The sequence below is a fragment of the Gluconobacter wancherniae NBRC 103581 genome (assembly GCF_007988885.1).
GTDB lineage: Bacteria > Pseudomonadota > Alphaproteobacteria > Acetobacterales > Acetobacteraceae > Gluconobacter > Gluconobacter wancherniae.
The window spans coordinates 58,154-79,756 of the sequence record NZ_BJUZ01000005.1 but is presented as its reverse complement, the minus strand read 5'-3'; the positions used below and the strand labels follow the sequence as shown (position 1 = coordinate 79,756).

The 21,603-nt window shown below is 56.3% G+C and carries 26 protein-coding genes and 1 tRNA gene; 9 read left to right on the top strand and 18 right to left on the bottom strand.

What is annotated here, in order from left to right; translation table 11 throughout:
- The first annotated feature begins 79 nt into the window (after window positions 1-79).
- The 3 genes from GWA01_RS12770 (at window position 80) to GWA01_RS12760 (ending at window position 2,882) form a co-directional block, all read left to right on the top strand.
- Complete coding sequence (locus tag GWA01_RS12770; RefSeq protein ID WP_146798676.1) at window positions 80-472, top strand: alcohol dehydrogenase; 393 nt, start codon at window positions 80-82, stop codon at window positions 470-472.
- A 157-nt stretch (window positions 473-629) separates the two neighbouring features.
- Complete coding sequence (gene ppa, locus GWA01_RS12765; RefSeq protein WP_146798674.1) at window positions 630-1,151, top strand: inorganic diphosphatase; 522 nt, start codon at window positions 630-632, stop codon at window positions 1,149-1,151.
- Window positions 1,152-1,349: 198 nt separating this feature from the next.
- On the top strand, window positions 1,350-2,882 hold the full coding sequence (locus GWA01_RS12760; RefSeq protein ID WP_146798672.1) for a carbohydrate porin: 1,533 nt from the start codon (window positions 1,350-1,352) through the stop codon (window positions 2,880-2,882).
- A gap of 1 nt (window position 2,883) precedes the next feature.
- Here GWA01_RS12760 and GWA01_RS12755 read toward each other — a convergent pair whose 3' ends face one another.
- The 3 genes from GWA01_RS12755 to GWA01_RS12745 form a co-directional block, all read right to left on the bottom strand.
- Window positions 2,884-3,768, bottom strand: a complete 885-nt coding sequence (locus tag GWA01_RS12755; protein WP_146798670.1) for a LysR family transcriptional regulator — start codon at window positions 3,766-3,768, stop codon at window positions 2,884-2,886.
- Window positions 3,765-5,105 (bottom strand): FAD/NAD(P)-binding protein, encoded by a 1,341-nt coding sequence (locus GWA01_RS12750; RefSeq protein WP_146798668.1) that lies wholly within the window; start codon window positions 5,103-5,105, stop codon window positions 3,765-3,767. The genes GWA01_RS12755 and GWA01_RS12750 overlap by 4 nt, the downstream gene beginning before the upstream one ends.
- Window positions 5,106-5,283: 178 nt before the next feature.
- Window positions 5,284-5,358 (bottom strand) — tRNA-Gly (locus tag GWA01_RS12745).
- Between the two features lie 215 nt (window positions 5,359-5,573).
- Between GWA01_RS12745 and GWA01_RS12740 the strand changes: the two genes are divergently transcribed.
- Genes GWA01_RS12740 through GWA01_RS12730 form a run of 3 tightly spaced genes read left to right on the top strand, consistent with a single transcriptional unit; the run spans window position 5,574 to window position 7,421 of the window.
- Window positions 5,574-6,533, top strand: a complete 960-nt coding sequence (locus GWA01_RS12740; RefSeq protein WP_146798666.1) for a thioredoxin family protein — start codon at window positions 5,574-5,576, stop codon at window positions 6,531-6,533.
- A gap of 4 nt (window positions 6,534-6,537) precedes the next feature.
- Window positions 6,538-7,233, top strand: coding sequence for an LON peptidase substrate-binding domain-containing protein (locus tag GWA01_RS12735; RefSeq protein WP_146798664.1), 696 nt, complete (start codon window positions 6,538-6,540; stop codon window positions 7,231-7,233).
- Entirely contained in the window at window positions 7,230-7,421 is a 192-nt protein-coding gene (locus tag GWA01_RS12730; RefSeq protein ID WP_146798662.1) for a Trm112 family protein, read from the top strand. Before GWA01_RS12735 ends, GWA01_RS12730 begins: the two co-directional genes overlap by 4 nt.
- Here GWA01_RS12730 and GWA01_RS12725 read toward each other — a convergent pair.
- Both GWA01_RS12725 and GWA01_RS12720 read right to left on the bottom strand, forming a co-directional pair.
- Entirely contained in the window at window positions 7,404-8,978 is a 1,575-nt protein-coding gene (locus GWA01_RS12725; protein ID WP_146798660.1) for a globin-coupled sensor protein, read from the bottom strand. The genes GWA01_RS12730 and GWA01_RS12725 overlap by 18 nt on opposite strands.
- Window positions 8,979-9,107: 129 nt before the next feature.
- Window positions 9,108-9,434, bottom strand: a complete 327-nt coding sequence (locus GWA01_RS12720; RefSeq protein WP_146798658.1) for a hypothetical protein — start codon at window positions 9,432-9,434, stop codon at window positions 9,108-9,110.
- A gap of 115 nt (window positions 9,435-9,549) precedes the next feature.
- On the opposite strand from GWA01_RS12720, the gene GWA01_RS12715 reads away from it, so the two are divergent.
- Window positions 9,550-10,212 (top strand): protein-tyrosine phosphatase family protein, encoded by a 663-nt coding sequence (locus GWA01_RS12715; protein ID WP_146798656.1) that lies wholly within the window; start codon window positions 9,550-9,552, stop codon window positions 10,210-10,212.
- Here GWA01_RS12715 and GWA01_RS12710 read toward each other — a convergent pair whose 3' ends face one another.
- From GWA01_RS12710 to GWA01_RS12690, 5 genes are all read right to left on the bottom strand, one after another.
- A complete protein-coding gene (locus GWA01_RS12710) occupies window positions 10,213-10,731 on the bottom strand; it encodes a helix-turn-helix domain-containing protein (RefSeq protein WP_146798654.1) in 519 nt (172 codons plus the stop codon). It lies immediately after the preceding gene.
- Window positions 10,732-10,792: 61 nt separating this feature from the next.
- Window positions 10,793-12,319, bottom strand: coding sequence for an apolipoprotein N-acyltransferase (lnt, locus tag GWA01_RS12705; protein ID WP_146798652.1), 1,527 nt, complete (start codon window positions 12,317-12,319; stop codon window positions 10,793-10,795).
- A 131-nt stretch (window positions 12,320-12,450) separates the two neighbouring features.
- On the bottom strand, window positions 12,451-13,281 hold the full coding sequence (locus tag GWA01_RS12700; protein ID WP_146798735.1) for a GNAT family N-acetyltransferase: 831 nt from the start codon (window positions 13,279-13,281) through the stop codon (window positions 12,451-12,453).
- Window positions 13,282-13,382: 101 nt separating this feature from the next.
- Window positions 13,383-13,934 carry a Fur family transcriptional regulator gene (locus GWA01_RS12695; RefSeq protein ID WP_371858451.1) on the bottom strand — a complete coding sequence of 184 codons (552 nt, stop codon included), beginning with the start codon at window positions 13,932-13,934 and terminating at the stop codon, window positions 13,383-13,385.
- Window positions 13,935-14,037: 103 nt separating this feature from the next.
- Complete coding sequence (locus tag GWA01_RS12690) at window positions 14,038-14,445, bottom strand: MucR family transcriptional regulator (protein WP_146798650.1); 408 nt, start codon at window positions 14,443-14,445, stop codon at window positions 14,038-14,040.
- 86 nt (window positions 14,446-14,531) lie between these two features.
- Between GWA01_RS12690 and GWA01_RS12685 the strand changes: the two genes are divergently transcribed.
- A complete protein-coding gene (locus GWA01_RS12685; RefSeq protein ID WP_146798649.1) occupies window positions 14,532-14,774 on the top strand; it encodes a sulfurtransferase TusA family protein in 243 nt (80 codons plus the stop codon).
- Here GWA01_RS12685 and GWA01_RS12680 read toward each other — a convergent pair.
- The 6 genes from GWA01_RS12680 to GWA01_RS12655 all read right to left on the bottom strand — a co-directional run bounded on the left by GWA01_RS12680 (window position 14,764) and on the right by GWA01_RS12655 (window position 19,251).
- Window positions 14,764-15,198 (bottom strand): GNAT family N-acetyltransferase, encoded by a 435-nt coding sequence (locus GWA01_RS12680; protein WP_146798647.1) that lies wholly within the window; start codon window positions 15,196-15,198, stop codon window positions 14,764-14,766. The two genes, GWA01_RS12685 and GWA01_RS12680, sit on opposite strands and share 11 nt — an antisense overlap.
- Window positions 15,195-15,821, bottom strand: a complete 627-nt coding sequence (tsaB, locus tag GWA01_RS12675; RefSeq protein ID WP_229316090.1) for a tRNA (adenosine(37)-N6)-threonylcarbamoyltransferase complex dimerization subunit type 1 TsaB — start codon at window positions 15,819-15,821, stop codon at window positions 15,195-15,197. Before tsaB ends, GWA01_RS12680 begins: the two co-directional genes overlap by 4 nt.
- Window positions 15,812-16,465 (bottom strand): malonic semialdehyde reductase, encoded by a 654-nt coding sequence (locus tag GWA01_RS12670; RefSeq protein WP_146798645.1) that lies wholly within the window; start codon window positions 16,463-16,465, stop codon window positions 15,812-15,814. Before GWA01_RS12670 ends, tsaB begins: the two co-directional genes overlap by 10 nt.
- A 3-nt stretch (window positions 16,466-16,468) precedes the next feature.
- A complete protein-coding gene (locus GWA01_RS12665; RefSeq protein WP_146798727.1) occupies window positions 16,469-17,032 on the bottom strand; it encodes a NifU family protein in 564 nt (187 codons plus the stop codon).
- 51 nt (window positions 17,033-17,083) lie between these two features.
- Window positions 17,084-18,409: an ATP-binding protein gene (locus GWA01_RS12660; RefSeq protein ID WP_146798725.1), complete on the bottom strand. Its 1,326-nt coding sequence runs from the start codon at window positions 18,407-18,409 to the stop codon at window positions 17,084-17,086.
- A 77-nt stretch (window positions 18,410-18,486) separates the two neighbouring features.
- Complete coding sequence (locus GWA01_RS12655; protein WP_146798643.1) at window positions 18,487-19,251, bottom strand: response regulator transcription factor; 765 nt, start codon at window positions 19,249-19,251, stop codon at window positions 18,487-18,489.
- A gap of 170 nt (window positions 19,252-19,421) precedes the next feature.
- Between GWA01_RS12655 and fbaA the strand changes: the two genes are divergently transcribed.
- Window positions 19,422-20,495 (top strand): class II fructose-bisphosphate aldolase, encoded by a 1,074-nt coding sequence (gene fbaA, locus GWA01_RS12650; protein ID WP_146798641.1) that lies wholly within the window; start codon window positions 19,422-19,424, stop codon window positions 20,493-20,495.
- Between the two features lie 48 nt (window positions 20,496-20,543).
- Here fbaA and GWA01_RS12645 read toward each other — a convergent pair whose 3' ends face one another.
- Window positions 20,544-21,275: an SDR family NAD(P)-dependent oxidoreductase gene (locus GWA01_RS12645; protein WP_146798639.1), complete on the bottom strand. Its 732-nt coding sequence runs from the start codon at window positions 21,273-21,275 to the stop codon at window positions 20,544-20,546.
- 91 nt (window positions 21,276-21,366) lie between these two features.
- The gene (locus GWA01_RS12640) at window positions 21,367-21,588 is read right to left on the bottom strand and encodes a hypothetical protein (protein WP_146798637.1); all 222 of its coding nucleotides are present in this window, start codon (window positions 21,586-21,588) and stop codon (window positions 21,367-21,369) included.
- Window positions 21,589-21,603 lie beyond the last annotated feature (15 nt).

Below are 21,603 nucleotides of genomic sequence, written 5' to 3'. Positions count from 1 at the left end.
TTTCCCGCAGCGGGGAGAAATCTCCGCAACTGACCGCGGGTTGCCGCGGAAAACAGGGATCTTAAGAGAGGATACCGCCATGTTTCGTCGCATTGCGCCCGTTATCGGCCTTGCACTGGGTCTTGCAGCCTCCGCTGCGCACGCACAGACCCCACCTGTTCCAGATCCGATCCAGGGCACTCCGAGCAAAGATTTCTCGAACGTTTCCCCGTCTAATCTCGCCGGAATCATGAACTACTGCACGGAACATGAGTACGTGTCTTATGAAGTCGGCAACCCGATTCTGTACGGGCTGAGCGAAAAGTACAAGACAACCGAGCCCAACGAGACAGGCAACTACGACTATGCCCTCGGCACGGCTGGCCAGTTCGCCCGCAACGGCAGCACCTTCATCATTACGGCCTACACATCGATCGATGATCGCAAGGAAGCCTGCGCAAACGCCGTGAAGGCTTCGCAGCCCTACCTATAAGGTCCAGGCCTTTCCAGACGTTGCCGACAAAGGGTTCTTTTCCGCTCACAAGGCGGAAAAGGGCCCTTTTCTGCGTCTTAGACGCCCCCTGGGCAGATCAGGCCTGCGCCGGTAGTATCAGACGCATCACACAACCACCTACCAGGACAGGACTGTCATGGACATCTCCAAGATTTCTGCCGGCAAAGACGTGCCAAACGACATCAACGTCGTCATCGAGATCCCACAGGGCTCCCAGGTGAAATACGAAGTGGACAAGGACAGCGGGGCCATTGTGGTAGACCGTTTCCTGTTCACGCCTATGGCGTATCCTGCAGCCTACGGCTTCATTCCAAACACTCTCGCCGCTGACGGCGACCCGGCAGACGCGCTGGTCCTGACACCGGCTGCAGTCGTCCCGGGCGCGGTCATCCGCGCACGCCCGATCGGCATGCTGAAAATGGAAGACGAGAGCGGGCAGGACGAGAAGATCATCTGCGTTCCGCACGACAAGATCCACCCGCAGTTCACGGACGTTCAGTCCATCCACGACCTGCCAAAAATCACACTGCGCGCCATCGAGCATTTCTTCGAGCGCTACAAAGATCTGGAGCCCAACAAATGGGTCAAGGTTTCCGGCTGGGCTGACAAGGAAGAGGCTGGCAAAGCCATTCTTGCCGCACTTGCCGCTGCCAAGTAATCATTTGAAATAACCCAACGGCAACTTTTGCCGTTGGGTATCATTGGTTCGAAGCCTCGTCCTTTTCTTATAAGGACGAGGCTTTTTTGTTCACTAATGCGTTGGGCAGGGGAAAATTCCCAAATTTAATGTGCATTCTAACGTTCTTTGTGTGACAAGATTAAATTGATTTCACCCGTTGTCCCAAGGAACAGCGACTTGCATCGCCTGAGTTTTCCAGCCGTCCTCTGTGCGGTTTCCCTCCTCCCTGCAGCAGCTGTCGCCCAGACCACAGCCGCGTCCTCCAAAGCGACCACAAGTACGCCCCTGAAAAAGGCCATTACCGTGGCCCCACGGATGCAGGTCCTCCCAACCGTTGCCACATCTGAGTGGCCAGACCAGAACTCTGTTCAGGCCAGTGAGCGCGTGGATACGCCGCTAGATCAGATCCATTTCGACGGCAGCACTGTTCCTCCGCTTCCTCACCCGGAAGCGCTACTCACGGACCCATTCGGATGGAATACGGCCCTGCGGCGCAAAGGCATTGCGCTGCTGATGGACAACACCAACGAATTCACGGGCGCGATCACCAAGCCAACACCGGGCTATGGGTTGAGACAGGGAAGCAGCAACGCTGGCCAGTACAGCTTTGAGACCGATATCGACTGGGAAAAGCTGGCGGGTGTCCGCGGTTTCTCCACGCATACGGTCATGGTTGGCCGTTACGGTATTCCAGCAAGCCGCATGTTCGGCGATAACCTCAACCCCAGCTCCGAAATCTACGGCGCAGGCGGTAACGTCGTCGTCCATCTGGTTTACGCATACGGCGAAGAGACGCTTGCACACGGTCATTTCGACATCGTGGCAGGACGTATTCCGTTCCTGAACGATTTCTCGTCAAATCCGCTATACTGCACGTTCATGAACAACGCCTTCTGCGGTAACCCCAAAGCCGCCGGTGAAAATACAGCGCATTCTTCCTACCCTGACGGCGTATGGGCTACCCGCGTTCGCGTACGCCCCACCACGCATACCTATATTCAGGCAGGCGTGTATTTCAGTCAGGCGGGTATTTACGGCAACACGCAGTATCGCACGGGCTTCAAGTTCAACGGCGCTGATATCAACGGTGAATCCATCCCTGTAGAAGCAGGCTGGGAGCCAGTCTTTGGAGCTGACAAACTGCCGGGTCACTACAAGGTCGGCTATGCTGTCGATACGATCGATCACAACGACACATATTATGATAGCAACGGCAACGCATTTGCCCTCAGCGGCCTTCCGGCCCGTAAGCTGCATGGCTCCTGGGCTGCATGGTTCCTGGCTGACCAGATGGTCTGGCGCCATCACAATGCTGCCAACAAGGAAGCAGGCCTGACACTCGTCGCTGGTTTCTACGCCAACAGTCCCCGCAATTCGACCCGCGCACAACAGTACCAAATGGGCTTCGTGGACAGTGGCCTGCTGCGTGCACGTCCATTCGATACGATCGGCATCAACTTCATGTATGTGAAGGTCGCCAACAACGTCACCAGCACACAGATCCTGCAGATGGAACAGGGACAGCCGCTTCTGAACGGCTCTTATGGCCCACAGTCGTTTGGCGAAGTTCTTGAAGCCACCTATCGCATCCGTGTGATGCGCGGCGTCACGTTCGCACCAGACTTCCAGTACTTCATCCGGCCGGGTGCCCAGGCAGCCCTGCGAAACGCAGCGATGCTCGGCTTCCGCTCACACATCCAGTTCTTCTGATCTACCCGCCCCCGGTCAGAAAAGCCGCGAAAGCAGCCCCACTCGGACCGGGATCCCTCTGAGGGCAGGACACCAGCACATACCGCCGTTCAGGAAGCAAGAATGGAACGGCGTGCAGGAGCCCTGCCTCCAATGACCCTGCCACAACTGATGCAGACAACACGGTTGCCGCACCCCCCGCTTCCACAGCAGCACGCACTGCCTCATTCGAGCTGAATTCCATCAGCACAGACAGATCTCCCACGGTCATTCCCGATCCACGCAGCACGTTCTCCAGCACCCCGCGCGTGCCAGATCCCGTCTCCCTGAGAATCCAGTCCGAACCCACCAATTCTGGAACAGTCTGAGGCGGAGTATTTTTCCATGGATGGAATGGCGCCACCACGAGCAGAAGCCTGTCCAGAGCCACCGTCTCACAGCGCAGGTCCGACAGATCTACTTCCCCCTCAATCAGACCAAGCGTTGCATGGCCCTCTCGAACTGATCTGCAAACCTCCGCCGTGTTTCCAGCCTGCATCCGCAGCTCAACGCCAGGGTAAAGCGCTCGAAAAGCCATCAGGCGCCCCGGTAGCCAGTAGCCTGCAATCGTCTGACTGGCATGCAGATTCAGAACACCTGAACCCAAACCTGCAAAATCAGCCATTCTGGCTTTCAAAGCCGCCATGCGCGCAATCACAGCCTGCGCTTCCACCTGCAGCAGGCGCCCGGCGTCTGTCAGTTCGATACGCCTGCCAATACGACTGAACAATGACAGACCACACCCGGCTTCAAGCATTGAGATTGCATGGCTCACCGCAGATTGCGTGAGGTTGAGCACGCGTGCAGCTTCCGTCACATGCTCACGTTCTGCCACCGCCAGAAAAACACGCAGTTGATCAAGCGTCATGCAGCCCTCTTTGCAAGCAGGCCTGCGAGCGCCGCGGCCTGATCCCGGATCTCCGGAATGGCGACGGACTCAAAAAGCGTACCAATCCGCATCGGGCCAATCGCAAAAATATCGCCGTGAGTGTCGCCCCGCACATCCGTCAGAGCGCCGTCTTCCAGACATTCCAGCCCACCACCCAGAACACTTTGCCTGAGGTCACCACGTTCCAGCATGTTTTTCAGAAGTGGAGAGCCAACTTTCAGATAATCCCGATGCGGCCCGGTACAATTCACCACACGGTCAGCCTGCAAAACCTTCATGCCTTCAGAAGTGCCAACCGTGACCTCTGCACACTTGCCCTGCAATCCAACGGAATGGACATGGCCCCGCGCAAAAACCAGCCGCCCCTCCCGTATCTCGCTCTCCAGTAACGCCGCAACTTCAGGAGCAATACGATGACGCGCAATATCCCAACGTCTTTGTAAATGTCGGCGGAATCGCTGTCGTTCCACCACAGGCATGGACAGCCAGATCCGGTTACTAACGCAGCGCAGCGAATCTACGGCCGTCCTCCAAGGCATGCCGCCACGCACTGCTTTTTTGAACGCTTTAAGACATCCCACAGCCGTCAGAAGCATCTGCGCATCCACGATAGGAGGAACACAGGGCGTTGATTGCGACAGATGAGCCTGTGGAGGCCATCCGTGTCGCGACAAGGCTGTAATTTTCCCGCGATGACCGCTCTCGCGAAGCTTCACAACAACATCCACCGCCGTTAGCCCCGTTCCTGCCAGAACGACGGACATTTCAGCGCCTGTCTCATCATAAAGAACCTGCTGCCAGGCATTATGCTCATACACGCCCTCAGCCTGAGCCCGAGGCTCCACATTCCGCAAAGCTGCCGGATCAAAATTTCCTTGAGCGAGGATCACGACATCCGCGAGCAAAACACGCCCATCATCCAGATCCAGGTGCCACTGTCCGTCTTCGCGGTAACAGTCCGTTGCACGAACCTGCCAGTGCTCGGGCTCTGCATCATGCCAACATTGCCGCAGATACTGGCCAAATATCATTCTCGGTGAAAAATTATGGGGGGCAGCACCTACGTCAACAGTCTCTCGCAACCAGCGCAGAAAATGATCGGGATCTTCAGGAAATGCGCTCATCGAACAATTGCGGACATTCAGAAGATGCTGCGGGCAGGACGTGGAATATGCGAGACCCAGAGCCGGTTTTTCAGCAGGATCAAGAATAATAATACGTGCCTGAACATTTGCGTTGCGCAGGTGAAGCGCGAGCAACGTACCGCTCGCACCTCCACCCACAATCACAAATACAGGGACAGAAGCTGATGTCATTTTGGCCTTCCGGGGGAACCGCAGAAACTGCCGTTACCGTCGTCCTTAATGATCCATCAATCCAATAGAAGCTTTGTGTCGGATCGTTCGAAAATGTAAATGAGTAGGACTTCGTGGCCCCAAACGCGAAAAACGGCCCCGAAGGACCGTTTTTTCGAGAAGACTTTCTTAGAAAGTCTGGAGCGGGCGATGGGATTCGAACCCACGACCCCAACCTTGGCAAGGTTGTGCTCTACCCCTGAGCTACGCCCGCACTCCGTGGAGCGGCTTATCGCTGAATCAGCTTATCAGCGCAACCCCATCACGGCGCTTTTTTGCATTTTTTCCGAAATTTTTTCTTCAATATCAGGAAAACTGCCATTTTTATGAGGAACTACAGCGTCTGGTTCAGCCTCCCCTTGCGTTGAGAAGCCACGAAGCCGATCTTTCAGGAAGATTAGCCCACGGCACAAAACGGATTTTTACTTCATGAGCAGCAGTTTCAGCGAACATCTTATCGGCCAGTCCCCGAAATCCTCCCCGTCAGCAGCAGGGAAAGGGGTACAGATCGTAGATGCCGACGAGCGGAACTTCATGGCTGAAGTTATTGAAGCAAGTCAGAGCATTCCTGTTCTGGTCGATTTCTGGGCGCCATGGTGTGCCCCGTGCCGCCAGCTCGGGCCCGTCATCGAAAAAGTTGTTCAGGCAGCAGGCGGCCGCGTCAAACTTGTAAAAGTGGACGTCGAAGCCAATCAATCGCTCGCCGCACAACTTGGACAGCTTGGCCTTCCACTGCAATCGATTCCCGTTGTTGTCGCGTTCTGGAAGGGACAGGTGCTTGACCTGTTTCAGGGCGCCCAGCCCGAGAGCGAAATCCGCCGGTTTGTAGAATCCCTTCTCAAACTCGCAGGTGGCGCCATGCCGGCAACCGAAATCCTGGCTGCTGGAAAACATGCTCTTGCAGAAGGACAGGCTGAGCAGGCCGTGGGGCTTTTCGCTCAGGTTCTGGATACCGAAGCAGAAAATCCCGAAGCCTGGAGCGGCATGATCCGGTCGCTGATCTCATTGAATGAAACAGAATCAGCAGAAGAAGCCCTGTCGCAGGTTCCTGAAAAGCTCCTCACACACCCAGAAATTACAGGCGCCAAGGCAGCGCTGGAACTTCATCGCGAGAGCCAAGCTGCAGCTTCCGAACTTGATGGCTTACGCTCAGCAGGCAACGCCAACCCCGACGATCTCGGACTGAAAATGAAGCTGGCCGCGGCCCTGAACGGTGCAGGCTTCCGTGCGGAAGCGGCGGAAATCCTGCTCGAAATCCTCAAAAAGGACCGCGAGTGGGAAGATGGCGCGGCAAAAACAGAACTCCTCCGCTTCTTTGAAGCGTGGGGGCATACCGATCCCATCACCCTGACAGCCCGCCGCAAGCTGTCTTCTCTTCTGTTTTCCTGAGCGCATGGCTTCCTTTTTCGAACAAGGATTTTCAGAGGGCGAGGATGAAATTCCACGCCGCGTTCCCTCTTTGTCAGACATCACCCTTGCTGACATTCCGCCTCGCCTCGGGCTCTTTCCCTTGCCGGGTGCGCTCCTGCTGCCCGGTGGCCGGTTGCCGCTGAACGTCTTTGAGCCACGCTATATTGCGTTGCTTGAAGACGCTCTCGCAGACCGACGGCTGATCGGCATAATCCAGCCGGACAGCCTTGCAGAGGATATGGATGATCTTGATGAGCCTGATCTGCATACGATCGGAACCATCGGGCGCATTACATCCTTCACGGAACGTAGCGACGGCACTTTCTCCATCACCCTCTTCGGTGTCTGCCGTTTCCGTCTTCTGAGAGAAAGTGGGACTGATCGAGGGTGGAGGCAGGGCATTGTAGATGCCTCATCATTCTCCGCCGACCTCGTGGAATCGGAGCCCTCCCCACTCAACCGTGGCGAGCTTATGGAGGCTCTCAGGCGCTATTTCGCAGCCCGCCGCCTCCGTACCAACTGGCCCACAATAGAAGAGATGGACGACGACACTCTGTTACTCGTCCTGCCGATGCTCGTACCGTTTTCACCAAACGAAAAGCAGGCCCTTCTGGAAGCCGAAACCCTAAACGACCGCGCAGAGGTCTTGCTCGATCTTCTTGCTCGCGGCATGGAATGAACATGACATCTGAACTCGATCCGCGCCTTCTGTCCCTGCTCGTGTGCCCCGTCACCAAAGGGCCCCTGACTTATGACCGGGAGGCCCAGGAACTGATCAGCCCGCGTGCCCGCCTGGCTTTCCCTGTTCGCGATGGTATTCCAGTCATGCTCCCGGAAGAAGCTCGCGCCCTAAACGAGCTGCCCTGATTTCTTCTGGTCCCCAAAAGCCCCGCGCGTCTTAAGCTCCCGGGGCACATATTTCTCTTCCTGTGACACTCGTTCACGAACCTTGAAGTTCATGACCAGCTTCATCAGGTCGGTAGCGTCAACTGCCAGGGCACGACTTGAATCCGTGGCTTCCTGGACGCGGATGGAGTTGGCTCTGGTCGCGGCTTCCAACTGGGTCGTACTGGTGTTGATTTCCATGATCCGCTGCGCCTGAGCCTGCGCCCCCGAAGCAATCTGGCCTACCGCTTCACCCAGTTGCTCAACCGAGCTCTGAATACTCCGAAGCGCGCCACCTGTTTCATCGACAAGACGCACACCGCGCTCAACATCCTCCAGGCTTTCCCCGATCAGAGATTTGATTTCCTTTGCAGCCGTCGCAGAGCGACGTGCAAGCGCCCGAATCTCCTGCGCCACAACCCCGAAGCCCAGCCCCGCATCCCCCGCCCGCGCGGCCTCGACGCCAGCATTGAGTGCAAGCAGATTTGTCTGGAGCGCAATATCGTCAATCACTCCGATGATCTGGCTGATCTGATTGGAAGATGAGGAAATCTTGCCCATCGCGTTAATTGTCCGGGCAACAACCTCGCCCCCCTGCACGGTCTCTCCGCAGCAGCGCGATACCGTGTCATCCGCTTTGCTGGCCTCTGTAGCGACTGATTTCACGGATTCGGTAAGCTCACCGATCGTGCGAGCCACCATCTGAAGACCTTCGACCTGCTCTCCGATCCGCGTTGCAGCATCTTCGCTCGAATCACTGATGCTTCGCGCCCGGCTTTCCACCTTGCCACTCGTGTCCCGCACAGCAAGGATGATGCTACCCAGCCCCGCACATGCTTTGCGAAACGCATTGCTCATACGATTAGAGCGATCTGCTTCCGCACTATCGATTTCCTGAACCAGATCTCCTTCCGCCATCTGCTCAAGCGCGTCGGCCAGCGATTCCGTCAGGACACCAAGGCTGGAAATCCGCTCCTGCTCAACCCTGATCTGCTCGGCCACATCCACATTCTGCATGTACGCCTTAAGACTGAGATCCATATCCAGAAAAGCTGTCTTGATAATCAGGCTGACCTGAGAAGCCAGAAGATCGCCATCAGGAGCGGGAGAACGCGAGCGCCCCCAGAAACCCCTGCGTGCCGACTGCTCACTCACCGTCTGCCGCACAAGATCCGCACAGAGCCGCTCAACCAGAAGCGCATAACCCGCAATATACCACTGCGGCTCCAGACCAATCCGGGCATGAGCATCCCCGATCCGTCGGGTACTGTTCAGATAGTCAGCACCCAGTTCACCGCCGAGAAGCTGGGCCCAGTGCTCTTCCTGGCGTCGGCGCGCCGTCTGCTGCTGCGTGGGTGAGGAAAAGAATTTTGTCAGTTCTGGCCTGCGGCCAAGTTTCTCGTAAAAGCTGTCGAGAACGGCGCCTAGAGACCCCCGAACCTTCTGCTGGAGCTGTCCGAGCTGGCGCCGCTCACGGCTGCCGATCTCCAGGAATGCCAGACGTTCGGCAAGTTCGGGTGGAATCGACGTCTCTGTCATCCGCTGTCTCCATAACGTGCGACACCTCAGACAAGGAGGTTCAACTTGCAATAACATTTCAAGCGTTACGCAATTATGAAGACATTCTCCGAAACAAGAGAACTAGAGCATTAGAATCACAATACTGGATCAGTGCGTATTTGATCCATAAGAGACTTCCGTATCCGGCGTTGAAGCACGCGGAGTAAGATCCATTCCATTACCAGAACCGATTGAAACCGTTCCCGGAGCGGCACTGCGACCATTACTCTCAGGCATTTCTGCGGACCGCGAAGATGGAATGGGTGCATCATCTGCATAGCCAGTATTGCCATCATGATGGCGATGGTGTCGCCCACCATCAGAACCCGCGCCAGGAGGCGGAAGCTCGGACATATCAGCAGGCGGCCCATCAAACAGCGACGAGGCGCCACAGGCTGTAAGGGCAAGAGGCAGGGCAAGAAGAATGAACGACATACGTCTCATGTGCGCAGTGATAGCACTTTTACGCGGTTGACGCATCCCTGCCCGGAATGGGACACAGCGCCCATGTTCACGCCCGCATGGGCTAATCCTTTCAGGACACCAGATCATGTTTGAAGGCCGGATTACTTCCTCCGCCGCTCGCCGCCGTGCCTGGTGGGACAGCCTCTTCGTAGACCACGCAATCTTCCGCCTCGTCTGGACAAACGTCACTCCCGTCATTCCGAGCAAGGTATGGCGCTGCAATCATCCAACCCCTGCCCGGCTGAAGCGCCTTAAATCCAGCCTTGGCCTGAAGACACTTGTGAATCTGCGCGGGCATCGCCAGTGCGGCTCCGACGCGCTCTCACGCAGCGCGAGCGAAACCCTCGGGCTTGACCATCTCGACATGGCATTCGAAAGCCGCGGTGCACCACATCGCGATCGTATCCTGCGCTTTTATGGCATGTATCAAACCCTGCAATTTCCCATGCTGATGCACTGCAAATCCGGCGCAGACCGCGCAGGTCTGGCGTCAGGCCTGGTCGTGATGTTTGAGGGAGGAACTGCAACGCAGGCCCTCAGACAACTCCACTGGAAATTTGGTCACTTCAACCGCTCCCGTACCGGAATTCTGGATGCGTTCTTCCTGCGTTACCGGGATGAAGCAGAAGGACGCATTCCATTTCTCGACTGGGTCAGAAATGAATATGACGAAGACCGCCTGCGTGCAGATTTCAAAGCCGGCAAACTTGCGTCTTTCCTGAACGACAACGTTCTCAAACGCGAGTAATCAGAGCGTTTCTGATGTGGAAGACATGCTGCGTATCAGATCAAGCATCCGCTTTCGCATGGACGAATCCGGGATGCGGTAATATGAGCGCACAAGATCAACAGTCTCCCGTTTGGTAAAGAGAGACGCTTCATCTGGCGGGAGATCGAAGAGTTTGGGTGATGCTACAGCCTTGGGTGGCGGCCCCCCGAATGCAGACTGCGTCTCCGCGAAACCAGTCGACACTGGGAAAACAGGGGCAGACGCCGCTGATGTATCTTCCCGCATGTCATCAAAGAAAAATCCTATGGGAACATCCAAAACCCGAGCAAGATCGTAAAGGCGACTTGCTCCCACACGATTGGTGCCACGTTCATATTTCTGAACCTGCTGGAATGTGAGCCCAAGCGCATCTGCCAGTTTTTCCTGAGACATCCCCAGAAGTGTCCGACGCAGACGGATGCGGCCACCCACATGAGCGTCGACAGGACCCGCGGCTGATACACTCTTGGCCGCCGCGCCTTCTGTCGACGTTGTCATTCCGCAATTCCTCTCCAGAAAACTTCTGGAAGGTTACCCAAACAACCTAATATTATCAATGTTAACCTTTTGGTACAAACACAACCCGCTCTGCTCTCTGCCCCCGACGAGGGATAAAAGCCAAAAGCATAAACAGAATGGCCAATGATGCCGGGATCGCCCGCCCCCAACGCGAAAATAGTGTTGCCTTTAACGGTGGCGGAACATCGGTGACCAATGCATCGGCCAATCCCCATCCAAGACGACTAACTTCATGGCCGCGCCCATCATAAACAGCTGAAATACCGGTATTATTTGCAAAAACAACAGGCAACCCCTCTTCAACGGCGCGCATCCGTCCCGTTGCAAGATGCTGACGGGGGCCCGCACTATTTCCGTACCAGGCATCATTCGAAATGGTCAGAAGCCAGTTAGGGCGCTTGTGACGCTCCGTCACCGAGCCTGAAAAAATGATTTCATAGCAGACCATCGGTCCCAGGGAGCCAATATCAGGCAAAGTCCACGTCCTGAGACCAGGACCCGGCGTAATAACGCCCGGAAGAATATTGAACGGCAAGATCCAGGGCTGATATTCACCAAACGGGACAAGACGACTTTTGTCGTAGATCGCTTCGATATGCCCGTCAGGCGCCACTGCTTCCAGACTATTGAACCAGTGGCCATCCTTTTCACGGTCTGAGCCGATCAGGGAGGGTGCGCCACTGGCTGCCTGCTCAATCATCTGCCGTGCAAGCTCGTCTTCATCCAGAAGACCGGGAAAGCCAGACTCAGGCCAGATCACAACAACCGGGCGGGAGCTTCCATCGTCGCGCGCCTGCTGTACACCTTTAGAGGTCAGTCTGAGATAGCGTCGGAAATTCTCGATTGCACTCTGATGGCTGATGATTTCGTCTTCAGAAACATTCCCCTGAACAAGAACAGCGCGCGGATTGACAACATCAAGCGGTTGAACTGTTTCAAGTCTCCAGTAACCCCAGCCACCCCACAAAATGGCCGCTATCAGAACAGCCGAAGCTGCCCTGCGGCTGCGAAAGACCGTCAGAGCACCCAGCACGACAAACAGCGTAATGCCATCGACACCAATCAGGCTGGCAGGCTGAATAAAGGCATCTCCAACTACACCTGGAAATTCCAGATCACTTCCAAGCGGGTTCCACGGAAATCCGGAAAACAGAAATACTCGCCCCATATCCACCAGAGTCCAGCTTCCGGAGAACATCAACACCCGGCGCCACCCTGCGGGCACCAGTCGACACAGGACTGCGGGCACAGCCACCAGTGGCGCAATGATGAGGGACACACCGGGAGATGCAAACGGCACCACCCACCAGAATTCATGCACACGGGTCAGGATGGCATTCGTCAGCCAATATAGACCCGCAATATGAAACCCCATTCCAAAAAGGAAACCGCAAAGCGCAGCCTGCTTCCAGCTTCTGGCGTCTTCTGCAGCGCGATACAGCACCAGCAATCCGAGTGGCAGCACGAAAAGCGCGCACACAGGAGGGAGCGAGAGCGCTGCAAAAGCGCCGGAAAGCAACATCAGAGCGGCCAGGCGCCAGCCACGGACAGGAAGCGTCGGGTTCATGGAAAAAGCACCGTCCGAATTTGAGAAGAAACCGCCCTGACTGAAAAGCGGCAAACAGAAATAAGGCCAGGTTCAAACGACAGAACGTTCTTACCCGGCCTTGCTAAAAGAGGTCGTCCGTCGAGACAGCGTCAGTCCAGCGCGTCGCGCAGTCGGCGCTCATAATGGCGATAGTATTTGTCAGCCAGAAGCTCACTCTTAACCAGAACAGCAACATCCGTGGTGTTGAACTGCTCATCCACCACAGCACCATCACCGACATAACCGCCTAGGCGAAGATAACCTTTGATCAACGGGGGCAGCTTGTTGACGCAGGCCCGGAAATCAAGAGCGTGGGGGTCCGTGCGCTGCATCTCGACGTAGCGGTCTGGCAATGCACGGATGCGGAGGGCCGGAGGTGCGAGATGATTGTGATGCAGATAGGTCAGTTCATCAGCCAGAGCATCCGGATTGGTCCCCGCGAGGCTTGCACAGCCAAACAGCACATCAATACGGTGAAGGAAGATGTAAGACGCAATGCCACGCCACAAAAGCTGCATCGCAGAACGCCCACGATGCCCGCGTTCCACACAGGAACGTCCGACTTCCAACAGACGCCCCGGAAATTCTGTCAATGTAGAAATATCATACTCGGACGACGTATAAAAACGCCCAAGTTTTTCTGCGGCATCCGAACGCAATAGACGATAAGTACCAACAACGCCTTCGGCACCGGAAGATATGGCGTGATCAATGACCAGCAGATGGTCAGCAACCTCATCAAACTCGTCCACATCGCGCTTTGTGCGGAAAGTCCGTTCGTCCGGACGTGCGCCCATTTCCTCGAAGAAGACCTTGTAACGCAGTGCCTGAGCTGCATCGCGCTCTGCTTCGGTCGTCGCAATACGAACGCCAAGATCGCCACCCCGAAGCTCCTGAAAACCGCCATCGCGATCCAGTGCCAGGGTTGAGAGCGTTTCCATCTGCTTCAGCGTCGTTTCGCTACTTGCCAGAGTGTGACCGGCCTTTGCAGCCTCACTACCCTTCATAGAGGTGATGAGATCCGATTCTGCTGGTTTGCTGGTCATGATCCGCTCGTCTCTGTGTTGATGCTGTCGCTCTTTGCCTTCGTCTCCGAAGAGGCAGAACGACTTCCCCCACGTCGACGGGCAAACAGCTCTATGCGGTGAGACACAAGATCAAAACCGAGCTTTTCGGCAATCTGCGTCAGAAGAATGACCGGTTCATCATTCTCGAATTCAACCACACGGCCGCTGTCAACGTCGATGATATGATAATGATGGCCATTTTCACTGGCCTCATATCGGGCACGACCACCGCCGAAATCACGGCGGGCCAGAATACCCTTTTCTTCCAGAAGCCTGACTGTCCGATAGACGGTAGCTACGGAAATACGGCTGTCGAGCGCAGAGGCGCGTCGATAAAGCTCTTCAACATCCGGGTGATCTTCGGCTTCGGAAAGCACATGGGCGATGACACGTCGCTGCCCGGTCATCTTCAGACCGTTCTGCACACAGAGGCGCGCTATCGGCGAATCATCTACGATTCCGGAAGCAGGAGAACGCCGACTGCCGGCTCGGGGATTTCTATCCACAGATTTTGTGCTCACCACCATGTCTGCGGCCTAGCCGATAAAGGATCAGCTTGTCCAATTTTACTGTCAGAACAGCATACCGCCCCTGCGGATGAAGTCACAGGGGCAATATGTTAGTTCGGTCTCAGTCTTCGCGACGACGGCCCAGACCGATCTTGCGCGCGAGCGAGGAACGATGGCTGGCGTAGTTCGGTGCAACCATCGGATATTCCGGCGGCAGACCCCAACGCTCACGGTATTCCTGCGGTGTCATGTTGTAGGCTGTCTTGAGGTGACGACGCAGAAGCTTCAGCTTCTTTCCATCTTCAAGGCAGATGATGTAGTCAGGGAATACAGACTTGCGCGGCGGAACGGCAGGTGTCGGCTTTTCAGCAGGGACTTCTTCCGGGACTTCCACATTCGCAAGAGCTTCGTGGACGGACCGGATCAGAGCCGGAAGCGCCTCGGAAGCAATATCATGGCTGGAAACATAAGCGGTAATGATCTGCGCTGTCAGACGGCGCATGCCAAGAACATCGGACTCTTGCGACATTATTAAACCTTCTTCATCCTGTGGAGACGCGCATGTAGCAGTAATAAAAAACATACTGCAAGCATATATCTTATAGGGAAACGTAAATGACAAAAAATGACATAAATGTTCTTGATGTCCGGCACCTGATTTGCCCAATGACAACAGTGCATGTGCGGCTACGCCTGGACAACATGACTTCCGGAGAAGTCATCAACATTCTTGTGAAAGGTGAAGAGCCTCGTAGAAATGTGGCTTCTTCCATCAGAAGCCTTGGACACGAAATCCTCGAAACTTCAGGCACTTCCGAGGCGGCAGAAGACTATTGTTTCAGGGTGGTCAAGGCTTGAACAAAAGCACGAGAGCGTCTGAGCCATCCGCGTAATACGAAGATCGGCAACCGACTTCACTAAAACCACACCGCTTATACAAGCGTAACGCGCCTTTGTTAAGAACAGATACTTCAAGAAATACTGAATAATCTTTCATACTTTCCCGAACGAGACATGCTCCGATTCCCAGACGCCTTACATTCGGACGGACAGCCAGCGTCAGGATTTCACTTTCATCAGCAATTGTCCGCAGGAGCAGAAATCCTGCGGGCTGCCCTTCAACCATGGCCACAATCGCTTCAGTCCCCCGAATACTGAGCAAAGAGCCAAAAGAAGCCTCGTCCCATACTTCTCCAGCTTCGAACGCTTCCGCGTGCATGGCCGCGAGCAGCGCTTCACAGCCACTGCCCAGTCGGGAAACCCGAATATCGTGCAATGTCATAAAGGAGCGGGACGAAGCCCTGTAGCCGGAGGCTTAGCCTCAGGCGGGTCCACATACAGTGGCATCAGAGGCCGGGAGCGCCCGTCTCGGGCTGCATGCAAAATGCCCAACGCCGTTGGCGCAACACAATCAAGCACTTCACATGAAAGACCGAACACCTCAGCGACGGCATCTCCGGCCGCAGCTTTCCAGCATGAAGCATCCAACACATCCGTTTGGACTGCGATAACGGCCCCTTCCGGGCTGTCCACAAAAACACGTCCACGACGCGCAACACTGACGCAGGTTACATCTGGGCGGCCGAGCGTGGCGCGGATGGCTGCCCCAAGCGTCACACCCGCTACCGGACATCCCCAGCCAGCCGACAACCCTGCCGCCAAAGACAATGATGCCCGCAATCCCGTAAACGAACCTGGCCCGACGACAGCTGCAACCAGGTCGGGCGCCCCTGCCCAGCCCGCTTCATGAAGAAGATCACGCACCAGAGGAGCAAACTGCTCAGATGCACCCCGCCCCGTTATGAGGCGCTGCGCGACAACATTTTCCCCCTCAATCAGTGCGATCAGGTTGGTGTGTCCCGCACCAGCACCGGCGCCATTAAAAACCAGAGTTTTCAGAGACACAGACAGGCTTCACCGAAATCAAGACGAGGTGCCCGGGGTACTGCATGATCTGGATGTGGTTCGTTTTCTGCCGGATAGCCTAGACCAACCAGAAAATTTGCCCGCCAACCCGTTGCCGCAAGAAGCGCATCTTCAACCATGAAGCTATCGAAACCAGACATTGGCATCACTGACAGGCCAAGCATTCGCGCAGCAATAATCAGATAGCCGCCTTCTAGCGTACTATTACGAAACGCCGTTTCTTCCGAAAGGCCGACATCTGCTGCAAACCAGTCCCGCAGACCTTCCTGAGACCCAAGCCGCGGCAATGTCTCAAAGAACAATGGGTCCTGACAGATAACGGCCAGAACCGGGGCACTCATGGCCCGCTCAACATTCCCTGGAGACAGCGCAGGGCGAATGCGCTCACGCGAATCCTGATTAGTCAGAAAGACAAAACGACCCGGAGAGCAGTTACCCGAGGTTGGGCCAAGCTTCACCAGATCATACAGGCGACGCAGAACATCTTCACTGACCGGACGCGGCGAAAACGCCTGTGGTGTTCTCGCATCCGTAAACAGCTTCTCCGCACCCGGCACCGGACCAGACGGTACAGCCGTTTCGTTCATATCCATTACGGGCAGGTCAGATGTCTGCTGCTCCATTCCTCAATCCTCGACCTGCTCGACCGCAACCACTTCCGGCACGTAATGACGGAGCATGTTCTCGACGCCATGCTTAAGCGTCGCGCGGGAAGACGGGCAACCCGAACATGCACCCTGCATCGTCAGGTATACGATGCCGTCCTTGTAGCCACGGAATGCGATATCGCCACCGTCCCCAGCAACAGCCGGACGGACCCGTGTATCAAGAAGCTCGCGGATCTGAGCCACGACTTCCTTGTCTTCAGGGGCGATATCATGTTCGACAGTATCCTGATGACCCGCCAGAACCGGTCGGCCAGTCGCAAAGAATTCCGTCAGCGCAGTGAGCACGACAGGCTTCACATCACCCCAGCTGACACCATCAGCCTTGGTGATGGAAACGAAGTTGCTTCCCAGAAACACACGTCGCACATCCGGAAGATCAAACAATGATTCCGCAAGCGCCGAACGACCTACAGCCGCATCCGCATCGCCAAAATCAACAGGACGGGAATCGCCCGTCACGCTGCGACCCGGAAGAAATTTCAGGGTCGCGGGGTTCGGGGTATCCTCAGTCTCGATCAGCATTGAAGTCATGGCTCTCATTCTCCAGTTGCCCTTGAGATGTGCCACTTTAATTCAGGAAGCAAGACCCCGGACCGGATTAGTCCTGCTTCCGCGCGCTGAGACCGGCTCCTCCGATGGAGGAAGCACGATTGTGGCACACAGCCCACCATATCCCTTAGAGGCATCTCCACGCCCGAGTTTAAGGTATCCCCCCTCTCGAGCAATTTCACGCGTCACAATAGCCAGCCCGAGTCCCATACCGCCCGTCTGTCGGGAGCGTGAGCTCTCCAGCCTGTAGAAAGGGGCCAGAACACGTTCATATTCGCTCTCGGGAATGCCGGGGCCATTATCGCTGATGGAAACCTGCACACCACCATCTGCGGTACGCTCAAGCGTTGCCAGAACATTACCGCCGTAATTAAGAGCGTTTTCGATCAGATTGGACAGAACGCGCTTGATCGCCAGAGGCCGCACCCTGACGAGCGCTCTGTCCGGTCCTTCATATCGTGCATCCCGCCCACGGTCGGCGTGGTCGTCCAGAAGCGTGGCCAGAGTCGCAACAAGATTGATCGTTCTGGGAACCTCCGGATCATCCGCGCCTGAAAGATAGGCAAGAACGCCATTCACCATGGCTTCCATTTCGTCCAGATCCGCTTCGATCGCAGACTGGGCTTCACCATCATTCAGAAACCCACATCGCAGCCTAAGCCTTGTGAGGGGCGTCCGCAGATCGTGTGATACAGCCGCAAGCGCCTGCGTACGATCGTTAATCAGGCTTTGAATCCGCTTCTGCATGGCGTTCATGGCGCGCGCGAGACCACGGACTTCGCGAGGTCCGCGCTCATCCAGCGGGACCCACGTCTCGTTTGAGCCAATCCGGTCAGCAACACCTGCCAGCGCGCGTAGAGGCATGCTCAGGCCGCGAACAAGCATCGTCGCAGCCAGCACAACCGCACCAGCGACGATGGCGGCAGACGCAAGTCCGCGGGTAACATGCTGGTGGCGACCGAGCATTCCTGGCACGCGAAAGAAAATAAAGCTACCGTCCGGAAGCTGGACGGAACCCATGACGTCCGAAACACCGGCGCCAATCGTATAAAGCGAAAGATGAGCATGGACGAGCGCCGGATCATTCTCGATCAGGCGTCGGGTAAGTTGCCCGAGTCCATAGGACAAATGCGCGCCATGTCTGGCAGGCACAGTATTCACGGGCTGCCAGCTCAGATTGAGCTCCGCGCCCGAAAGCATCACGGCAAGGAAAGACCGCTGTGTAAGGGGCGCTGCCGCCAGAACACGCAAATCCGTGCTGAGAGCCTCGCCAAGCTGCGCAATCCGCGCATCATCGACGATATAGGTTTCAGCTTCTTCGTAGAAAACAGCATTGGCCAGGAAGACCATCGTGATGGCCACTGCGAGTACGACAGTGACCCTCCCGACAAGACCCAAAGGCCAAAGTAATATGCGGTGCGCGCCAGTCAGACCCGCTCAACCTCTGCAACGAAAATGTATCCAAGACCGCGCACTGTGCGAATCAGCGTATCGGCATCATGCCCGAGCTTGCGGCGCAATCGGCTGACCAACACATCGATGCTGCGATCAGAGACATCACCCAGACGTGTTCGGGACAGTTCCAGCAGACGGTCACGGGCGATCACGCGCTGTGGATTGTCCAGGAAGCTCGTCAACAGATCGTGCTCAGCGCCTGAGATATCGACCGTCGCACCTGTTGGATCCGTCAGTTCCCGGCGGCGAAGATCCAGTGTCCACCCTGCGAAACGCAACGTCTCACGGCGAACCTTTTCAGTAGACGTGCCCACGCTTCCGCGACGCAGAACGGCACGAACACGGGCAAGAAGCTCACGCTGGCCGAAAGGCTTGGGCACGTAGTCATCCGCGCCAATCTCAAGACCCGTCACACGATCACGTTCTTCAGCACGCGCGGAAACCATAATGATGGGGACCTGCGCAGGCGCGGTTTCGTTCGGATGTGCCGCACCCTGCCCATTGCGCAGAGCACGACAGAGCTCAATGCCACTCACGCCCGGAAGCATGACATCGAGAATGATGAGGTCCACAGGTGCCACATCGAGAGCAGCCCACATTTCCTCGCCACTGGAAACGCCACGGACGCGGAAACCCCCACCCTGCAACGCGCGCAGGATGAGTGTTCTCATTCCCGCGTCGTCTTCGACCACGAGAATGCGGGCAGGGAGATCTGGATCGGAGAGATTCGGTGCCATAATGCCTCCATGATACCGTGCGGAAAGCACAACAGGCAACACAGCTGCACACTAGGTCACAAAACACCAAAACGTGCGAACCGCTGACTTGTCATACGTTCTCACATATACAATGCACGTTTCCTGTCTGAGGCACATGCCTCTTTGTCTCCTGTGATCCGGAGCCCACCATGCCAAGCATCTCTCCAGGCGTCGTCAGTGGCGCAGACTACCGCACTCTGCTTGATGCCTGCCGGGACGGCGGATACGCCCTGCCGGCCGTCAATGTCGTTGGAACGAACAGCGTCAACGCCGTCCTTGAAGCCGCAGCCCGCAATGGATCAGACGTCATTATTCAGGCATCCAACGGTGGTGCACGCTTCTTTGCCGGAGAAGGCCTCCCGGATGCGCACCGTGCCCGCGTCCTTGGTGCTGCTTCCCTTGCGCGCCATGTCCACCTTCTGGCGAAGGAATACGGGATTGCGGTCATCCTCCATACCGACCACGCCGATCGCAAGCTTGTTCCGTGGCTCGATGACCTGATCAGCCTCAGCGAAGACGAGTTTGCCGCCACAGGACGCCCTCTCTTCACATCACATATGCTCGACCTTTCAGCCGAACCGATCGAGAAAAATCTGGAAACCTCGGCTGAGATGCTTAAGCGCCTTGCGCCTCTGGGCATGGGACTCGAAATCGAACTGGGCGTAACCGGCGGCGAGGAAGATGGCGTTGGCCATGACCTTGAAGAGGGTGCGGACAACGCGCATCTCTACACGCAACCCGAAGACGTTCTGCGCGCCTGGGAACTGCTGGCCCCTCTCGGCACAGTGTCCATCGCGGCGTCTTTCGGTAACGTCCATGGCGTCTATAAGCCTGGGAACGTCAAGCTGCGCCCCGAGATTCTTCTTGCCTCCCAGCAGGCTGTCGCAGCAGTGGCAAAAACGGGACCAAAGCCGCTCAGCCTGGTTTTCCACGGCGGTTCGGGTTCGGAAGTCGCGGATATCGAAGCCGCGGTATCCTATGGTGTGTTCAAGATGAACATCGATACGGATGTGCAGTTCGCATTCGCAGAAGGCGTGGGCGCCCGCGTCTTTGAAAATCCGGAGGCCTTCCGCCACCAGATTGACCCGACCTCGGGCAAGCCCCTGAAATCATTGTATGACCCACGCAAATGGCTGCGTGCAGGCGAGAAGAGCATTATCCAGCGCCTGGATGAAGCTTTCGAGACCCTTGGTGCCAAGGGGCGCTCCATCGCGAAATCCTGAGAAGCACATTCTGGCGGAATAAAATATTCCGCCAGATGATTGATCCTATCAGGCGCACAGTCCTCCATCGACAGTCAGCACAGTGCCCGTGACATAACCTGCAGCCGGGCTTGCGAGATATGACACGGCCTCTGCAATGTCCGACACCTTTCCATACCCGCCTGTGGCACAGAAACTGCGGATCAGAGCCGCACCCTCGCCATCTGCCGGATTAAGTTCCGTGTCGATCGGCCCCGGCTGCACGACATTGGCCGTAATGCCCCGTGTCCCCAGATCACGCGCAACGCCCCGTGCAAATCCGGGAAGTGCCGCTTTGGTTGCGGAATAGAGCGAAATACCCGGAAACGGCGAACGCTCTCCAAACGCCGAACCAATATAAATCAGACGACCGCCAGACGTCATATGCTTCACTGCTTCAGACGTCTCGATCATAACAGCGCGAAGATTCAGGTTCAGAACCTGCTCGATCTGTTCGATTTCCGCCTGATCAATTGATCCATAAGGATACATTCCAGCATTACAAACGAGCGCATCGATGCGTCCGAACTCCTGGATAGTGCGGGCGATAATGGCGCGGTTGCCCTCGGCTGAACCGCCATCTGCCTGAATGGGAAGTGCCCGGCGGCCTGTGGCACGAATTTCGGCAGCGACTTCTTCTGCACGCGCTGCATTGCGCGCATAGGAAAAGGCGACATCATAGCCGTCTTCAGCAAGCTTAAGAGCGATTCCTGCACCGATACCGCGGCTTCCGCCGGTTACGATGGCGACACGTTGGGTCATTGCGAAACTCCTTGCTACATGAATGCACAAAGGTTTCGCATGGATTGGAAGTCATTGGGATAGCCTGACTACACCACGACAAATCTGACCGTCAGGGTTTCTGGCAAGATACCGTAACTGTGGGACCACAGAAGGGAAGGCCACGCTTCGCAGGAACTGGCCAGAGAAAATGGATTCCAAGAAAAATCAGGACAAACACCCCGGCCGTGATGCCCCATGGCCGCAGGCTTGCTTGCCGCACAACAGGCTCGGCAAGAGGCTCCTTTTCCTGCTGGAGCCTCGCTTCCCGCAACAGGGTTTCAAGATCGCTCAAGCCCGGTTTCCTGCC